Raw genomic sequence first — 15,937 nt, forward strand, 5'->3', positions numbered from 1 at the left:
CTCAGTCCCTCCGCTTCGTCTTGGTGTAGACGAGCGCGGTGCAGCCGACCCCGAGCAGAACGAAGGCCAGCTGTAGCCAGTAGAACAGCGGGAAGTCGAACAGGCGCGGGTTGTCGTGATTGAAGAGCGGTGTGCTCAGCGGGATCACGATCGGGATGAGCAGGAACCAGTTCCAGTGACTGGCGTCCGAGTGCCCGCGGTGCGGCTCCTCGGGAGGTTCTGAGGACGACATTGTCACTTCCCCTCACTGACGGTGTACGACAGAGGCGAGTGACTGTCTATCAGGTCACAGTTTGTCCGCCAAGGGTCACGGGGGCAGTCTGTGAAGAAGGGTCAGACGGGTTCCGAGATCGCCTTGACGATGATGATCAGCGTGCGACGGCAGACATCCAGGTCCGCGCCCTGACCGCTCGCGGCGGCGACCCACATCGCGGTGGTGCCCGTCTCGTAGCCGGCGATCACGGCGTTGATGGCGTCTTCGGGGGCGACCGCCAGGCGACGGCCGGCCCGGGCCAGTCCCACGGTGAGCAGTCGCAGCAACTCCTCACGGAACGGCTGCATGGTCTTCAGCAAGAGCGGGGCGTGCTCCGGGTTGCGGATCAGGTAGAGCCCGACCTCGCTCTCCACCAGCCTCGACTCACGGTCCTGCGGGTTGGCGGCCATGACCTGGTCGACCAGGTAGTCGACCATCTCCACGCCGTCCGGGGGGTCCTGGGTGCTCCGGGCGCTCTGCTCGAGGATCGTCCGGACCCCGCCGAGCAGCGTCTCGTGCTTCTGCGCCATCAGCTCGTTCAGCAGGTCTTCCTTGGTGGCGAAGTTCGAGTAGAACGCGCCCCGGGTGAAACCGGCTTCCTCGCAGATGCTTTCCACGCTGGCGCCGTTCACTCCGCGCTCGGCGATGACCGCGCTCGCGGCTGCGAGTAGACGCTGCCGGGTGGCGGCCCGCCGGGGGGTGATCCGGGTCGGTTGCTCGATCACGGTCGTTCCTCGGTCTCCTCGTGGTTCGCGCCCGTCGGCGTGGCGAACGCACAGTCTCCCTCAGGTGGCGGCAGCCGGCAGGTCGCCGGACGATTTGGGAGGTGTGTGAGGGCTGCACCTCGGCTGTCCAACTCCTGTTCAGTACATTACTGTATTCAATACAGACCTGTATCGAAGCTGTTCAGACGCCCCCTGCCCCGGGCGCTGATGGGAGAACACGTATGTCCACGCTGCTTTATGCGCTCGGCCGGCGCGCCTACCGGGGGCGGTTGGTCGTCATCGGCGTCTGGGTCCTGGTGCTCGCCGGACTCGCCGCCGGGGCGGTGACCCTCGGGAGCGGCACCAGCGAGGAGTTCCGGATTCCCGGCACCGCCTCGCAGGAGGCTCTCGACACGCTCGGCGACCGCTTCCCCGAACTGGCCGGTGGCCAGGCGCAGGTGGTCGCGGTCGCGTCCGACGTCACCACCCCCGAGATGAAGAAGGCGGTGCGCAGTTCGCTCGCCGCCGTCTCGCAGGTCGACGGCGTCACCGCCGTGATCGACCCGTACAACGAGCAGGTCAAGGGCGCGATCTCGCAGGACCGGCAGGTCGCCCTGGGCACCGTGCAGGTGGAGAGCAACTGGCGCGACGATTCCGACGCCCTGCGTGACGCCATCGAGAAGGCCGCTGAGCCGATCACGGCCGCGGGCGGCCAGGTCGAGTTCGGCGGTGAGGTCTTCGCCGTGTCCCTGCCGTCGGTCACCCCGACCGAGGGCATCGGCGTGGTGGTCGCGCTGATCGTGCTGATCGTCACCTTCGGCTCGATCCTCGCCGCCGGGCTCCCGCTGATCACCGCCCTGGTCGGCGTCGGCGCCACGATGGCCGCGATCTGGCTGTTCACCCCGGTGCTCGACATCTCCAGCACCGTGCCGCTCCTGGCCCTGATGATCGGTCTGGCCGTCGGCATCGACTACGCGCTGCTGATCGTCTCGCGGCACCGCGACCAGCTCCGGGACGGTCTCGACCCGGAGGAGTCGGCGGCCCGGGCGGTGGCGAAGGCCGGTTCCGCAGTGGTCTTCGCCGGTCTGACCGTGATCATCGCCCTGGTCGGCCTGGCCGTCGCCCGCATCCCGTTCCTCACCGTCATGGGTGTGGCCGCGGCCGGAGCCGTGCTGGTGGCCGTGCTGATCGCGCTCACCCTGCTGCCGGCCCTGCTCGGTTTCCTGGGATCGCGTCTGACGCCGAAACCCGTTGAGGGCAAGGAACGTCACCGCTTCGCCCACGCCTGGCTGAGCACCGTCATCCGGATCCCGGTGGTGACGATCCTGCTCGTGGTGGTCGCCGTCGGCGCGCTCGCCGTGCCGGCCAAAGACCTGCGCCTGGCCCTGAACGACAACGGCACCGCCGCGTCCGACACCACTCAGCGCAAGGCGTTCGACCTGGTCGCCACTCACTTCGGCCCCGGCGCCAACGCTCCTCTGCTGGTCACCGCCGATCTTCCGGCCGGCTCCGACCCGCAGAAGCTCCTGGCCCAGCTGGCCCAGGAACTCGGCGGCCTGAAGGGTGTGGCCGGGGTCAGCTCGGCGGCGGTCAACGCCGACGGCGACCTGGCCGTGGTGGCCCTGGTCCCGACCGGAAGCGCCTCCTCCCAGGTCACGTCCGACCTGGTGAAGGAGATCCGTTCGGCCGACGCCGATCTGCGGCAGAAGTACGGTGTCGATGTCGGCGTCACCGGCCAGACCGCCATCGCGATCGACATCTCCGACCGTCTCAGCGACGCCCTGCTGCCCTTCGGCATCGCCGTCGTCGGCCTCTCCCTGGTGCTGCTCGGCGCGGTCTTCCGCTCCATCGCCGTCCCGATCAAGGCCGCCCTCGGCTACCTGCTCTCGGTCGGTGCCTCGTTCGGCGCCGTCACCGCGGTGTTCGAATGGGGCTGGCTGGGTGACCTCCTCGGCGTGCAGCGCGAGGGCCCGGTCATCAGCTTCATGCCGATCATCCTGATGGGTGTGCTCTTCGGCCTGGCCATGGACTACGAGGTGTTCCTGGTGGCCCGGATCCGCGAGGAGTTCGTGCACAACGGTGGGGACGCCCGCAAGGCCCTGCGCGTCGGGTACGCGGCCGGTTCCCGGGTGGTCACGGCCGCCGCGCTGATCATGGTCTCGGTGTTCACCGCATTCGTGCCGGAGGGCGACGCCAACATCAAGCCGATCGCCCTGGCACTCGCGGTCGGGGTCTTCGTCGACGCGTTCATCGTGCGGATGATCCTGGTGCCGGCCGTGCTCGCCCTGCTCGGCAACGCCGCCTGGTGGATCCCGGGCTGGTTGGACCGCCTGCTGCCGCGCCTGGACGTGGAGGGGGAGGGCCTGGAGAAGAAGCTCGAGCACCAGAAGGAGGAGGAGCCCGCCCCGGTCCTCTGAATCCCCTGGTGAACCGGGAGGGCCCCGCACGCGGTCTGCGTGCGGGGCCCTCCCGCGTCCGTACAGGTGATACCGGAACCTCACGTGATCTGTTTCAGCCGGACGGTATTCAGGTGGCCGTCGTCCGGTCGATGAAAGCGTGACGATTTCTCCCCGGCTCTCGGTGGAAGGCCACCCATGACCGTGCACTCCCCTCTGAAGTTCATCACCGATCTCCGGATCGGCCTCAAGATCCTGATACTGGCCCTGATCGCCGTCATCCTCACCGCTGCGGTGGGGTGGACCGGTCAGCACGCCCTGAACCAGGTGCAGAAGTCCGGCGAGTACGTCGTCGATGTCACCGCCGAGGGGAGCCAGGCAATTCTCTCCGCCCGGTCCAACTACAGCGGCTTTCGACGGTTCGTCTATGCCACCGTGATCGCCCCGGACGCCGAAACTCGCGACAGCTTCCTCGAGAGCGCGAAAGAGAACTACGACGAAGCGCTCGCAGAGATGAAGCAGCTCCAGACGCTGGATCTTCCGGCCGCCGACCTGGCCGTCGTGACGGACAAACTGATTCCGGCGACCGAGAAGACCTGGACGATGTGGCAGGACGAACTTCTGCCCACCGCATCGCTGCTCAACTTGGGCCGCGGCCGGATCGACGCCTATGTCGCCAAGGTCCGCGCTGACTTCGACCCGCTGGCCAACGACGTCCGGGACCAGATCGCGGTCATCACCGCGAGCCTGGACAAGTCGATGACCGACCAGTCGGACGCCTCGGCCTCCGACGCCAAGAGCGCCGCGATCCGGATCTGGGTGATCACGGTCCTCGGCGCGGTGCTGCTCTTCGCCGTCGGGTTGTGGATCGCCCGGATGGTGTCCGGCCCGGTGAACCGGTTGCGCCTGGCGCTGGTGGCGCTGTCCGAGGGCGACCTCACCGTGGCAGCCGACGTGGGGGGCCGCGACGAGATCGGCCAGATGGCCACGGCCCTGAACGAGGCCCGGGATTCCCTGCGCGCGGCCATGATCCAGATCAACGGAACATCGGGGACGCTCTCCGACGCCTCTCACAGTCTGGGCTCCATCTCCGCGCAGATCTCCGCGAACGCCGAGGCGACGTCCCGGCAGGCCTCCGGCCTGGCCGGTACCGCGAACGAGGTGTCGGGGAACGTGCAGACGGTGGCCGCCGGCACGGAGGAGATGACGGCGAGCATCCGGGAGATCGCCTCGTCATCGGCTCAGGCCGTCCGGGTGGCCGCCAGCGCGGTCAACGAGGCGGTCACGGCCCGGGCGACCGTCGGGAAGCTGGGTGACTCCAGCGAGGAGATCGGCAATGTGGTCAAGGCGATCACCTCGATCGCCGAACAGACCAATCTGCTGGCGCTGAACGCGACCATCGAGGCGGCCCGGGCCGGGGAGGCGGGCAAGGGCTTCGCCGTCGTCGCCGAGGAGGTGAAGCAACTGGCCCAGGAGACGGCCCGCGCCACCGAGGACATCTCTCGCCGGGTCGAGACGATCCAGGCAGACACCCAGGAGGCGGTCAACGCGATCGCCCGCATCTCGCAGACGATCGAGGACGTCAACTCGTACCAGACCACGATCGCCTCGGCGGTCGAGGAGCAGACCGCCACCACGTCGGAGATCTCCCGGAGCATCACCGAGGCGGCGGCGGGATCGGCCAATATCGCCGCGAGCGTGGACTCGGTGGCCGGGGCCGCCCAGGCCTCGGGGGAAAGCATCGGCCAGGCCGAGCGGGCCGCAGGGGAGCTCGCAGGACTGTCGGGTGAGCTCCGTCAGCTGGTCTCCCGGTTCCGGCTGTGACGAGATCTGATGCCACTCCTCGTCCAGCGGCTCCGGGGAGCAGCGGCCGGACGGGTGGCACGGCAGCGTGGAGCAAAAACTCGAACACGCTGAGTGTTCAGTCGTCGCAGATCGTTGCCGATGGGCTGGGGACGATCCAGGCCGCCCCAACGGCCGGTGCCCAACCGAAAGGCTCCAGGAACTACCCCGTACGTCAGCTGGTGTCCCGCTTCCGGCTGTAAACCACTGAAACGCAACCGAAATCCCATCAGCTGAGATCAGCATGAAAGAGAGATAGGCGGATCATGCAGGCACTAGTCGTCGACGACTCGCGGGTGATGCGGACCATCCTGACCAAACTCCTCACCAACCTGAACTTCGATGTGGTTCAGGCCGGCGACGGAGCGGAGGCTCTGGCCGCACTCGATGCCGGGGCCCGTCCGGAGGTCGCGCTCGTGGACTGGAACATGCCGGTCATGGACGGGCTGACCTTCATCAAGAAGGTCCGGCAGAACCCGGAGTACCGGGACGTGGTGCTGATGATGGTCACCACCGAGAGCGAACAGAACAACATCGTGCGGGCGCTCGCCGCCGGTGCGCACGAGTACGTGATCAAGCCGTTCACCGACGAGGTCATTGCCGAGAAGCTGGAGATGCTGGGACTGATCGAGCGATGAGCACACCGGAAGAGTTAGCAGTGGGTGAAGGGAGATCTCGCCGATGAGTATCGCGACCACGGACTTCGCTTTCGTGGCCGACCTGGTGCGCCAGCGCAGTGCCATTGATCTGCAGCCTGGCAAGGAGTACCTGGTGGAGTCCCGACTGGTGCCGCTGATGCGGACCAGCGGGGAGAGCGATCTTGCCGCTTTCGTCGCCCGGCTGCGCCGCGGCGATTCACAGCTGATCGCCTCGGTCATCGACGCGCTCACCACCAATGAGACCCTGTGGTTCCGGGACACGGCCCCTTTCGACGTCTTCACCAAGCAGCTGCTGCCGGATGTGGCCAAGACGTCGCTGACCAAGAAGATCACCGTGTGGTCGGCAGCCTGCTCCTCCGGTCAGGAGGGCTACTCGCTGGCCATGCTGCTGCTCGACTGGCTGCCCCGGAACCCGGGTTTCGATGCCAAGATCGTCGGCACGGACATCTCGCACAAGATGGTCGAGCGGGCCGGCGCGGGTAAGTACTCGCAGCTGGAGATCAACCGCGGTCTGCGGGTTCCCTACCTGGTCAAGTATTTCGACCAGGTAGGCCGGGACTGGGTACTGAAGAAGGAGGTTCGCGATCTGGCGACCTTCAAGTGGGGAAACCTGGCCCAGCCACCGGTCGGCCATCCGCAGTGCGACATCATCTTCCTGCGGAACGTGCTGATCTACTTCGACCCGCCCACCAAGAAGCGCGTCATCGAGAACTGCCGGTCGGTGCTGCGTCCGGGCGGTTACCTGGTGCTGGGGGGCGCCGAGACCGCTCCGTCGCTGGGTCCCAACTGGAAGCGGGTGGACGTGGACCGAGCGGTCGTGTTCCAGCACCTGGGAAATGGAGCATCATGATCGATCCCGCTGAACTGGCCGCATCCCAGGCTGATCTGGAGATGCTGCTCGTCGAGATGATCGCCTCGGTCCTCGGTGAGCAGGCGGAGCCGACGGCGGAGCCGCTGCCGGCGGCCGTCGGCCTGGCGGTGTCCCGCCTGGTGATCCAGGACCCGCAGGACGGCTCGTTCCTGGGGGTCGACGTGCGCGCCGAGGGCAACCTCATCACGACGCTCGCGGCGACCCTGCTGGGGGTGGCTGAGCCGGCGCCGGACGACATGCTCGACGTGATCGCCGAACTCGGCAACATCGCTGCGGGTAACGTGAAGTCGCTGCTGTGTCACAACGGTCAGCTGTCGCTGCCCGCCCCGCAGCTCGCCTTCGAGCACGAGGGCGACTCACCGGACGCGATCCGGGCCGGCGCGAGCCTGCTCGGCAACGTGATGGAACTCGTGGTGATGCCGTTGCACTCGGCCGATGCGAAGACCCGGTGGCCGTCCGGGTCGGCGCAGCACTCGGCGGAGGTCGGCGTCTGAGCGGCTCTGACGCACGAAACTGGCCGGCACCCTCGGGGCGCCGGCCAGTTCTCGTCATTTCTGGGGGCGTTTGTGCGCGTCGGCGATGCGCTGCAACTGCTCGTCGCTGATCGCCGGGCGACTGCTGGGCGCCGGGTCGATGCGCAGGGCAGCCAGGTGCAGGTCGAGGTGACGCTGCCAGGCATCCGGAGCGCTCTGCCCGGTCACCGCGACGATGCCGCGCAGGGCCCACATCAGGGCCCGGACGTCACCGAACGCGACGCCGGGGCTGATCCGGCCGTGCTCGAAGGCCTGAGCGTGCAGATCGGCGATCAGCGCGTTGAGCTGTTGCTGGTGGGTCTCGTTGCCCGGACTGAAAAGCTTGGCCGAGTAACCGTGATGCCGGGCCAGCGAACGGCCGAAGGCCCGTAGGAAGGTCTCCAGCCCGTTGCCGTGCTCGTCTTCCAGACCGGCCCGGGCGGTGCTGATCAGCTCGTCCAGGATGATCCGGACCAGCTCGTCGACCAGAGCCTGCTTGTTCGGGTAGTGCCGGTACAGCGTGCCGACGCCGACGCCGGCCCGGGAGGCGATCTGCTCCATGCTGGCTTCGACACCGGACTCGGAGATCACGTCCCGGGCCGCGGCCAGCACGGCCTCCGAGTTGCGCGCCGCGTCTCTGCGCATCGGGCGCTCGGTGGCCCCCACTGGAGCGTCAATCCCGTTCATCAACCACGAGCGTACCGCCCGCGACCAGCGCGAGTTCGGGGGTTTCGGTGGTGATCGGGGTCCCCCCAACCCTTCGGGCACGGGAGGTGCCCCCAGAGGTGCGCGCGGTGGTCACGGCCCGCACCTTCGGCCGCAGATCGGGGATCAGCAGCCCGGCCAGCGTGGCCAGTACGAGAGCACCGCTCAGCAGGGCGAAGCCGACCGTGTAGCCGGATTCCTCCGGGAACCCGCCGGTCCCGGTGTGGGCGGTGACCACACTGGCCATCACGGCCGAGCCGATGGCGCCACCGATGGTGCGGATGTTGGCGTTCATGCCGCTCGCCACCCCGGTCTGCTCCTGCGGCACGCCCTGCACGATCAGCCCTGACATCGCCGAGAAGACCCAGCCCATACCGAATCCGAAGAGGGCACAGCCGATCAGGATCTGGCTGATGTGGTCGTGGGCGAAGGCGAACATCATCATCGAGAGGGTGGTGATCGCGCACCCGGCCACGGTGAACCACTTACCGCCATAGCGGGCCGAGAGCTTGCCGGACAGGATGCCGGTGGGCAGCTGGACGAGGCACTGGGGCGCCAGCAGCAGGCCGGAGAGGGTGATGCCGACGCCGAAGCCGTACCCGGCCCCGACCGGCGTCTGCAGCAGCTGCGGCAGGAAGCCGAACACCGCGTACATCGCCACGCCCAGCAGCAGGGCCACCAGGTTCGCCGTCCAGACCGGGCGCCGGCGCATCATCCGCATGTCGATCAGCGGTGTGGTGGCGCGAGTCTCGGCCAGGACCCAGAGGCCGGCGAGCACTGCCGCACCGGCGGTCAGACCGAGCACCGCCGGTGACACCCAGCCCCAGGACGAGGCCTGGCTGAGTGCCAGCAGCAGGCAGACCAGCCAGCCGGACAGCAACAGCGCCGGGCGCCAGGAGATCCGGCCGGGCGATCGCACCGGGGACGCCGGGATCAGGAAGTGGGCGGCCACCGCGGCGCCCGCGGTCATGATCATCGGGATCCAGAACAGCCACCGGTAGCTCAGCGCGTCGACGATCGGGCCGGCGAGAACCAGGCCGATGCCGCTGCCGACCGCGGTCAGGGAGGCCAGGCTGCCGACCGCGCCGGTGACCCGGTGGGCGGGGTACTCGTCGCGGATGATGCCGAAGGCCAGGGGCAGGGCACCGCCTCCCAGGCCCTGGACCACCCGGGCGATGATCATCACGGCCAGGTTCGGGGCCAGGGCCGCGAGCAGCGAGCCGATCGCCAGCGCCATCAGCGTGGCGACGAAAACCCTTTCCTTGCCGACCAGGTCGCCCAGGCGTCCCATGATCGGCGTGGCCACCGAGGCGGACAGCAGGTAGGCGGTCAGGACCCAGGTGACGCCGGCCTGGGTGGTGCCGAGGTCGTGCTGGATGGTCGCCATCACCGGGATGACGAGCGACTGGAGCAGGGTGAAGGTTCCTACTCCGAGGGTCAGGACGGCGAAGGTGATGCCCGGGGGCGTGCGTCGGTGGTGTTCGCCCGGGATTCCGTTCTCGGGGAGGGTGGCCCGCATCATGCTCCTTGTCGTTCGAAACGGAACTGTGATTCCGCTCCAGGTCACCGTACCTGAGAGCGGAATATCGATTCCGGTTCGTGCGCACCCTCGTCCTCAATCGTGATCTACATCACAGCGCGAGGTGGGCATCTATTGCCAACCGGACATGGCGGCGGAACACTCGGCGGGAGGACGAAGCGGGCTGAAGGCGATCAAGAGGGCAGATGGTGAACAAGAAGATCGTGGTCATGACGGCCTCCGCCGCGCTGGTGGCCGCTTCGGCGGTGACCGGCTCGGTGGCGTGGGCCAGGGATTCCGGGAACGGCACGACGAACGCCGCACCTGCTGCGAGCACGGCACCGGTGGTGGCCGCGGCGTCGACGGCTGCCACCCAGGTGGCGTTCGACCCGAAGCCGATCACCTGGGGCAAGTGCGCGAGCGCCAACCTGAAATCGCTCGGTGCCCAGTGCGGCTACCTGACGGTTCCGCTCGACTACGACAAGCCCCGGGGCAAGAAGATCAAGATCGCCGTCTCGCGGGTCAAGCACACCGTGAAGAAGGCCAAGTACCAGGGCGCGATGCTGGTCAACCCGGGTGGCCCGGGCGGTTCCGGCCTGACGCTCTCGTCGCTGGGGCAGTACGTGCCGGACAACGTCGGTGACGCCTACGACTGGATCGGGTTCGACCCGCGGGGCGTCGGCTCCAGCAAGCCCGCGCTCAGCTGTGACGGTAGCTACTTCTCGTACGACCGGCCGCAGTACGTGCCGAAGACGGCCAAGGCCGAACAGGTTTGGCTGAAGCGCTCGAAGGCTTACGCGAAGGCCTGTGCCAAGGCCGGCGGTGCGCTGCTGGACAACCTGAAGACCACGGACAACGTCAAGGACATGGACGTCCTGCGGAAGGCGCTGGGCCAGAAGAAGATCAACTTCTACGGCTTCTCGTACGGCAGCTACCTCGGTCAGGTCTACGCCACGCAGTACCCGACCCGGGTGCGGCGCATGGTGCTCGACGGGGTGGTCGACCCGCGCAAGGTCTGGTATCAGGCGAACCTGGACCAGGACACCGCCTTCGACGCGGCCATGGACGTCTTCTTCACCTGGGTGGCGAAGAACAACGCCACCTACAAGCTGGGTTCGACCGGTGCGGCCGTGAAGAAGCAGTACTACAAGCAGCTGGCCGCCCTGGACAAGAAGGCCGCGGGGGGCAAGATCGGTGGGGACGAGTGGACAGACGTCTTCCTCGGCGCCGGTTACTTCACGCTCAGCTGGGAGGACACGGCGGATGCCTTCGCCGGCTGGGTGCACGACGGTGACGCCAAGACGCTGAAATCGCTCTACGACGACGCGAACCCGCAGGGCAAGGGCCAGGACAACGGCTTCGCGATGTACCTGGCCACCCAGTGCTCCGACGTGAAATGGCCGACGAGCTGGGCGAAGTGGAAGAAGGACGCCAAGACCACGAACGCGCGGGCGCCGTTCATGACCTGGTCCAACGTCTGGTTCAACGCCCCGTGCATCTACTGGGACAGCGAGGTGGGCAAGACACCGGTCGTCGACGGTTCCCAGGCCCCCGCGACGCTGCTGATCTCCGAGACCCTCGATGCGGCAACGCCGTACGAGGGGGCCCTCGAGGTGCGCAGCCGCTTCCCCCGGTCGGCCCTGATCGAGGGGGTCGGTGGTACCACCCACGCCGGCTCGCTGAACGGTGTCGCCTGCACGGACGACGCGGTCGCCGCGTATCTGAAGAACGGCACGCTGCCCACGCGGGTGAAGGGCCGGACGTCGGACAAGAAGTGCGACCCGGTGCCGCAGCCGGTGGTGGGCAAGAACACCTGATCCGCAGCATCCGCAGCATCCGCAGCACGGCCCCGTCGTGATCGGGCCGGCGTTCCCCGGGGGAAATGCCGGCCCGATCACGACAACGACGCCAGAGGCTCTAGTGCTGCTGGTGCTCCTGCTGCTGCTCCAGGCCGTCCTCGCCGGACTCGTCCACCTCGTCGTCCTCGTCCTCGTCGTCCTCCTCGTCGAACTCCACGAGCTCGACCAGGTAGGGCGGCAGGTGCCGCTCGGCGTTGAACGGGGTGAACCAGTGCACGAAGCCCATCGGCGCGGACTCCTCGCCGACCTGGAGATCCTCGTCGTCGACATCGTCGGGGGTCTGCGGGTCGAAGAGGATCTCGTGGTCGGAGTCCTCGAACAGGTTGGCCTCGATCGCCCCGCGCCAGCCCTCGTCGAGCTCCACATCGGCCTGGTCGAGCTCGACCTCGGCGGCGTCGAGGATCAGGCGCAGGGCCAGCTCGTGAGCCACGCAGGCCAGCGGTTCCCAGCCGGCCGTCAGCCGCCGCGTCACGTCGGCCGTGGCGATGATCAGCCGCTGGGCGAACAGGGCGTCGTAGCGGTCGGCGTAGCGCTCCGGCAGGCCGCCCAGCACGAAGAACACGTCGTCCGGGGCCTCGGCCACGGTCTCCGTGGTGCCGTCGCGGGTCAGCGTGTCCAGATCAATGAACAGCTGGTCCACCACGGCCACCGAGGCCTGGAACAGGGCCCCGGCCACGAAGCGCGCCTGGGTCCGGGCCTCCTCCCGGGCGTCCTCGTCCTCGGCCTCGAGGTCCAGGGCGGTCAGCTGGTCGAGCTCCACGCTGGTGAGCAGCTCGGCGCTGGTGAGCAGCTGCTCCTGGGCCGCCTCGGTGTTCCGGACGGTCTCGATGCCGGTCAGGCTCAGCCCGTCCGGCCCGGTGACGATCACCACGACCTCGTCGTCGAGGTCGTCGAGATCCTCGGCGTCGTCGTGGGTGCCCGTCTCCAGCTGCCGGCGCAGGGCCTCGACGGCCTCGACATCGTCGAAGCCACCCAGCACCTGCAGGTCGGTGGCGTCGTCGAGGCCCTCGGTCAGGTCTTCGGACTCACCGGTGACGCTGACCGAGAACGGTCCCCAGCCCGGGTTGGCCGGGTCGTTGATCAGCGCCGCGACACTGTCACCGACCAGGCTGAGCGCCTCGGCCGCGGCCAGGCCGGGCGCCGCGACGGTCAGGCTGATGTCGACTTCGCCGGTGCTGCCGTTGGTCAGGTAGCCCTCGTTGGTGCACTCCGCGACGGCCAGGGTGACCGCTTCCTCCAGCCGCCGCAGCATGCCGTCACGCTCAAGCGCCGTAGATCCCTCCGCGGCGCTCACCAGGATGGTCAGCTCGTCGTCGTCGTCTTCCATGTCGGCAGTCTGCCCGACCCGGGAGGTTCCCGTCAGCGGGGGCGGGCCGGGCAACTGCCGGGCGACTGTCCGGACAGGCTCACGCGCTGCGCGCCTCGAGCTCCTGGTGCGGGTGCAGGCGGCGGTAGACGCCGTTGAAGTAGAGCAACGGGTGCAGACCCGGCGTGGCGTGCAGCGATCGCACCCGGCCCACGGTCAGGTAGTGGTCACCCGTGACGAACTCGGTCTCCAGCTCGCAGTCGATGGACGCCAGCACGCCCTCCAGCCGCGGGCTGCCGGTCACTCCGGGCTCCCAGTTCACACCGCGCCACTTGTCCGACCCGCTGCGGGCGAACTGGTTGCAGAGCGCCTCCTGGCCGGCCTCCAGGATGTTGACGCAGAAGGCACCCGACTCCCGGATCCGCGGATAGCTCGACGATGTGAGCGAGGGGGAGAAGGCGATGAGCGGCGGGTCGAGGGAGAGACTGAAGAACGACTGGCAGGTCATGCCCACCGGCTCGCCGTCGTTGATCGCGGTGACCACCACGATGCCGGAGGCGAAGCCCCCGACGACCTTGCGGAACTGGGCGCCGTCGAAGTCGAGGGTGTTGTCAGCCACGGGTGACCTCCCGGTTGCTCTCGATCCGCCCGTTGATCGCGGGTACCAGGCTGGCGGCGTTGGCCGACCCCCACTCGGCGGCGATCTGGTCGAGGTCGGCGATCTTCGTCATCACCAGGTAGAGGCCCCGGGAGGGCACGGTGGCCCCCAGTTCGACGAGCAGGGGACGCAGGTTGACCTCGGTGGCCATCGAGTGGTCGGCGGAGGCGCCGGTCATCACCGGGACGGCCACGACGCCGGCCAGGCCGTTGCTGGGGTAACGGTCGAGGAAAGCCTTGAGCAGGCCGGTGTAGGTGGCCTTGTAGGTGGGGGAGGCCACGACCAGCACGTCGCTGGCCGCGACCGCGTCGTTCAGCGCGGCGAGCGTCGGTTCGGGCCACTCGAACAGCCGGGACGAGTAGTCGGCCAGATCGATCACCTGACGCTCGGCGCTCTCGCCGGGCAGCAGTTTCTCGATCGCGTCGGCGACGGACTCCGCCACGCGCAGAGTTCGGGAGGCGGGCTTGGGGTTGCCCACGACCACGGCGATCTTCACCGTTCCACATCCTTCACAGCAGCCGGGCGCCGCGCTGGAGGCGCAGCGCTGACGAGATGGTCAGCCCCTGCAGTTCGCAAGCCCGACGGCGCTGTACGGGCAGCCAGAAATGCCTGCGATGCAGGAACATTCACCTGTCGCCTTGTTGTGGGGCGACGGCGGCTGCAACGTCTTACGCTGCTTCCATCGATACTAAGGACTACCTCACTGTTGTCAAGATTCTCGACCGAAACAGTGAGCTTCCCCTCCGGGTCTTCCGTGATCATGCAAGTGTCCCCAGAGTTCTAGAACTGTGCTTGCTGGAGTTCTGGAACGCCGGGGACACTTGCCTGATCACGAAGGGTTCACGTCATTTGACGGAGCCGGCGGTCAGACCTCCCACCAGGTGTTTCTCGATCATGGCGAAGAGGATCACGACCGGGACCACGGCGATCAAGGACGCGGCGAACAGTTCGTCCCAGTGCTGCTGGTAGCCGGTGACGTAGGAGTTGATGCCCACCGTCAGCGGCTTCTTGGCGTCGTCCTGCATCAGGGTCAGGGCCACGACGTACTCGTTCCAGGCCGCGATGAAGGTGAAGATCACGGTGGTGACCAGGCCGGGCAGGGTGAGCGGCAGCATCACGTGCCAGAGCGTGCGCACCCGCCCGCAGCCGTCCAGGTGGGCGGCCTCCTCGACGTCCTTCGGGATCGAGGAGAAGAACCCCTGCAGGATCCAGATGGCGAAGGCCAGGTTGAACGCCGCGTTCGTGATGATGATCGAGGCGTAGGTGTTGACCATGGTGAGGTCGAAGAACTCCCGGTAGAGCCCCACCACCAGCGAGGTCGGCGAGAACATCTGGGTGATCAGCACCACCAGCAGGAAGGCCGTACGGCCGGGGAACCGGAACCGGGCGGTGAAGTAGGCCGCCGGGACCGCCGCCAGCAGCACGATCACGGTGGACGAGACCGCCACGACGACCGACGTCTTCAGCCAGTTCAGGAACCGGGTGTCGGACAGCACCGTGCCGAAGGTGTTCCACTGCCACTCGCGCGGGAGGAACGACGGGGGCGAGGCCAGGACGTCGCCGCTGGGGCGCAGCGCGTCGAGCAGCATCACCGCGTACGGCGACACGAACACCACGGTGATGACCAGACCGATCAGCGAAAGGTAATAGGGCCGCAGTCTTTTCTGGAGAGTCACGCCTGGGTCACCTCCCTCCAGCGGATGATCCGCAGGTAGATCATCACGACCACCAGAATGAGCAGGACGTTGATCACGCCCATCGCGGCAGACATGCCGACGCTGCGCTCGGCCGCCTTGAACGCCAGCTTGTAGCTGTAGGTGATGGACGTGTCGTGGGTGAAGCCGGGATTGCGGTCGTTCAGCGTGTAGACCAGCGGGAACGAGTTGAACACGTAGATCAGGTTCAGCACGCTGGCCACGAGCATGGCCGGCCGCAGCAGCGGCAAGGTGATGTACCGGTAGACCTTCCACGCGGAGGCGCCGTCCATGCGGGCCGCCTCGAGGAGGTCGTGGGGGATGGCGTTCAGCCCGGCCAGCAGCACGTACGCGGTGAAGGGCAGTGAGACGAACACGCCCACGCCGATCATCGACGGCATGACCCAGGAGTCGTTACCGAGGAAGTCGATCGGCTCACCGGTGATGTGCAGGGTGACGAGCAGCTGGTTCAGGATGCCGTGCTCGTAGTCCAGGATCAGCGTGAACAGCCGCGCGGTGATCACCAGCGAGGCGGCCCACGGAATGATGATGGCCCAGCGCATCACCGTGCGCCCGCGGAAGTCCTTGCTCATGAACTGGGCCAGGCCCAGGCCGATCAGGATGGTCAGCGCCACCACCACGACCACCCAGACCAGGGTGTTCCAGAGCACGAGTCCCAGGTCGTCGTGCTGGAAGATGTCGATGTAGTTGTCGAAACCGGCCGATCCACGGCGCAGGCCGGTGATCGAGTAGTCCGAGAGTGAGGCCTGCACCAGGGCGATCGCGGGATAGACCACGACACCGGCGATCAGGACGATCGGGGCGATCAGCCAGGGGATGGCCGAGAGTCCGCTGGCGTAGCCGGATTCGTGCCGCCGACGGCGGAATCGGGGAGAACGCGCGACGGGCGCGGCCGATGGTGCGGCCGCGCCCGCCGAGGCGTCGAGCTGGTCGGTCAA

15 protein-coding genes are annotated in these 15,937 nt (G+C 67.7%); 6 read left to right on the forward strand and 9 right to left on the reverse strand.

What is annotated here, in order from left to right; translation table 11 throughout:
- Window position 1: 1 nt before the first annotated feature.
- Entirely contained in the window at window positions 2-232 is a 231-nt protein-coding gene (locus tag QSK05_RS22705; RefSeq protein WP_285599306.1) for a DUF3311 domain-containing protein, read from the reverse strand.
- A gap of 101 nt (window positions 233-333) precedes the next feature.
- Window positions 334-978 carry a TetR/AcrR family transcriptional regulator gene (locus QSK05_RS22710; RefSeq protein ID WP_285599307.1) on the reverse strand — a complete coding sequence of 215 codons (645 nt, stop codon included), beginning with the start codon at window positions 976-978 and terminating at the stop codon, window positions 334-336.
- Between the two features lie 221 nt (window positions 979-1,199).
- Here QSK05_RS22710 and QSK05_RS22715 point away from each other — a divergent pair, with 221 nt between their 5' ends.
- The 5 genes from QSK05_RS22715 (at window position 1,200) to QSK05_RS22735 (ending at window position 7,219) form a co-directional block, all read left to right on the forward strand.
- On the forward strand, window positions 1,200-3,374 hold the full coding sequence (locus QSK05_RS22715; protein WP_285599308.1) for an MMPL family transporter: 2,175 nt from the start codon (window positions 1,200-1,202) through the stop codon (window positions 3,372-3,374).
- A gap of 177 nt (window positions 3,375-3,551) precedes the next feature.
- A complete protein-coding gene (locus QSK05_RS22720) occupies window positions 3,552-5,177 on the forward strand; it encodes a methyl-accepting chemotaxis protein (RefSeq protein ID WP_285599309.1) in 1,626 nt (541 codons plus the stop codon).
- Window positions 5,178-5,461: 284 nt separating this feature from the next.
- Window positions 5,462-5,833 (forward strand): response regulator, encoded by a 372-nt coding sequence (locus tag QSK05_RS22725; protein WP_285599310.1) that lies wholly within the window; start codon window positions 5,462-5,464, stop codon window positions 5,831-5,833.
- Window positions 5,834-5,876: 43 nt separating this feature from the next.
- Window positions 5,877-6,704 (forward strand): CheR family methyltransferase, encoded by an 828-nt coding sequence (locus tag QSK05_RS22730; RefSeq protein ID WP_285599311.1) that lies wholly within the window; start codon window positions 5,877-5,879, stop codon window positions 6,702-6,704.
- A complete protein-coding gene (locus QSK05_RS22735) occupies window positions 6,701-7,219 on the forward strand; it encodes a chemotaxis protein CheX (RefSeq protein ID WP_285599312.1) in 519 nt (172 codons plus the stop codon). Before QSK05_RS22730 ends, QSK05_RS22735 begins: the two co-directional genes overlap by 4 nt.
- Window positions 7,220-7,273: 54 nt before the next feature.
- Here QSK05_RS22735 and QSK05_RS22740 read toward each other — a convergent pair whose 3' ends face one another.
- Window positions 7,274-7,924 carry a TetR/AcrR family transcriptional regulator gene (locus QSK05_RS22740; protein ID WP_285599313.1) on the reverse strand — a complete coding sequence of 217 codons (651 nt, stop codon included), beginning with the start codon at window positions 7,922-7,924 and terminating at the stop codon, window positions 7,274-7,276.
- The gene (locus QSK05_RS22745; RefSeq protein ID WP_285599314.1) at window positions 7,911-9,461 is read right to left on the reverse strand and encodes an MFS transporter; all 1,551 of its coding nucleotides are present in this window, start codon (window positions 9,459-9,461) and stop codon (window positions 7,911-7,913) included. Before QSK05_RS22745 ends, QSK05_RS22740 begins: the two co-directional genes overlap by 14 nt.
- A gap of 206 nt (window positions 9,462-9,667) precedes the next feature.
- Between QSK05_RS22745 and QSK05_RS22750 the strand changes: the two genes are divergently transcribed.
- On the forward strand, window positions 9,668-11,278 hold the full coding sequence (locus QSK05_RS22750; RefSeq protein ID WP_285599315.1) for an alpha/beta hydrolase: 1,611 nt from the start codon (window positions 9,668-9,670) through the stop codon (window positions 11,276-11,278).
- Between the two features lie 100 nt (window positions 11,279-11,378).
- On the opposite strand, the gene QSK05_RS22755 is transcribed toward QSK05_RS22750, so the two are convergent.
- The 5 genes from QSK05_RS22755 to QSK05_RS22775 all read right to left on the reverse strand — a co-directional run bounded on the left by QSK05_RS22755 (window position 11,379) and on the right by QSK05_RS22775 (window position 15,937).
- Window positions 11,379-12,647 (reverse strand): hypothetical protein, encoded by a 1,269-nt coding sequence (locus QSK05_RS22755; protein ID WP_285599316.1) that lies wholly within the window; start codon window positions 12,645-12,647, stop codon window positions 11,379-11,381.
- A 79-nt stretch (window positions 12,648-12,726) separates the two neighbouring features.
- Window positions 12,727-13,245 (reverse strand): flavin reductase family protein, encoded by a 519-nt coding sequence (locus tag QSK05_RS22760; protein ID WP_285599317.1) that lies wholly within the window; start codon window positions 13,243-13,245, stop codon window positions 12,727-12,729.
- Window positions 13,238-13,780: an NADPH-dependent FMN reductase gene (locus tag QSK05_RS22765; RefSeq protein WP_285599318.1), complete on the reverse strand. Its 543-nt coding sequence runs from the start codon at window positions 13,778-13,780 to the stop codon at window positions 13,238-13,240. The genes QSK05_RS22760 and QSK05_RS22765 overlap by 8 nt, the downstream gene beginning before the upstream one ends.
- A gap of 349 nt (window positions 13,781-14,129) precedes the next feature.
- Window positions 14,130-14,960, reverse strand: coding sequence for a carbohydrate ABC transporter permease (locus QSK05_RS22770; protein WP_285599319.1), 831 nt, complete (start codon window positions 14,958-14,960; stop codon window positions 14,130-14,132).
- Window positions 14,957-15,937 carry a carbohydrate ABC transporter permease gene (locus tag QSK05_RS22775; RefSeq protein ID WP_285599320.1) on the reverse strand — a complete coding sequence of 327 codons (981 nt, stop codon included), beginning with the start codon at window positions 15,935-15,937 and terminating at the stop codon, window positions 14,957-14,959. Before QSK05_RS22775 ends, QSK05_RS22770 begins: the two co-directional genes overlap by 4 nt.

This window comes from Kineosporia sp. NBRC 101731 (genome assembly GCF_030269305.1).
Classification (GTDB): domain Bacteria; phylum Actinomycetota; class Actinomycetes; order Actinomycetales; family Kineosporiaceae; genus Kineosporia.

Coding starts and splice junctions, on each gene's coding strand:
- QSK05_RS22740 (WP_285599313.1), bottom strand. CDS start 7,924: ATGAACGGGATTGACGCTCCAGTGGGGGCCACCGAGCGCCCGATGCGC.
- QSK05_RS22745 (WP_285599314.1), bottom strand. CDS start 9,461: ATGCGGGCCACCCTCCCCGAGAACGGAATCCCGGGCGAACACCACCGA.
- QSK05_RS22750 (WP_285599315.1), top strand. CDS start 9,668: ATGGTGAACAAGAAGATCGTGGTCATGACGGCCTCCGCCGCGCTGGTG.
- QSK05_RS22715 (WP_285599308.1), top strand. CDS start 1,200: ATGTCCACGCTGCTTTATGCGCTCGGCCGGCGCGCCTACCGGGGGCGG.
- QSK05_RS22725 (WP_285599310.1), top strand. CDS start 5,462: ATGCAGGCACTAGTCGTCGACGACTCGCGGGTGATGCGGACCATCCTG.
- QSK05_RS22755 (WP_285599316.1), bottom strand. CDS start 12,647: ATGGAAGACGACGACGACGAGCTGACCATCCTGGTGAGCGCCGCGGAG.
- QSK05_RS22705 (WP_285599306.1), bottom strand. CDS start 232: ATGTCGTCCTCAGAACCTCCCGAGGAGCCGCACCGCGGGCACTCGGAC.
- QSK05_RS22720 (WP_285599309.1), top strand. CDS start 3,552: ATGACCGTGCACTCCCCTCTGAAGTTCATCACCGATCTCCGGATCGGC.
- QSK05_RS22735 (WP_285599312.1), top strand. CDS start 6,701: ATGATCGATCCCGCTGAACTGGCCGCATCCCAGGCTGATCTGGAGATG.
- QSK05_RS22730 (WP_285599311.1), top strand. CDS start 5,877: ATGAGTATCGCGACCACGGACTTCGCTTTCGTGGCCGACCTGGTGCGC.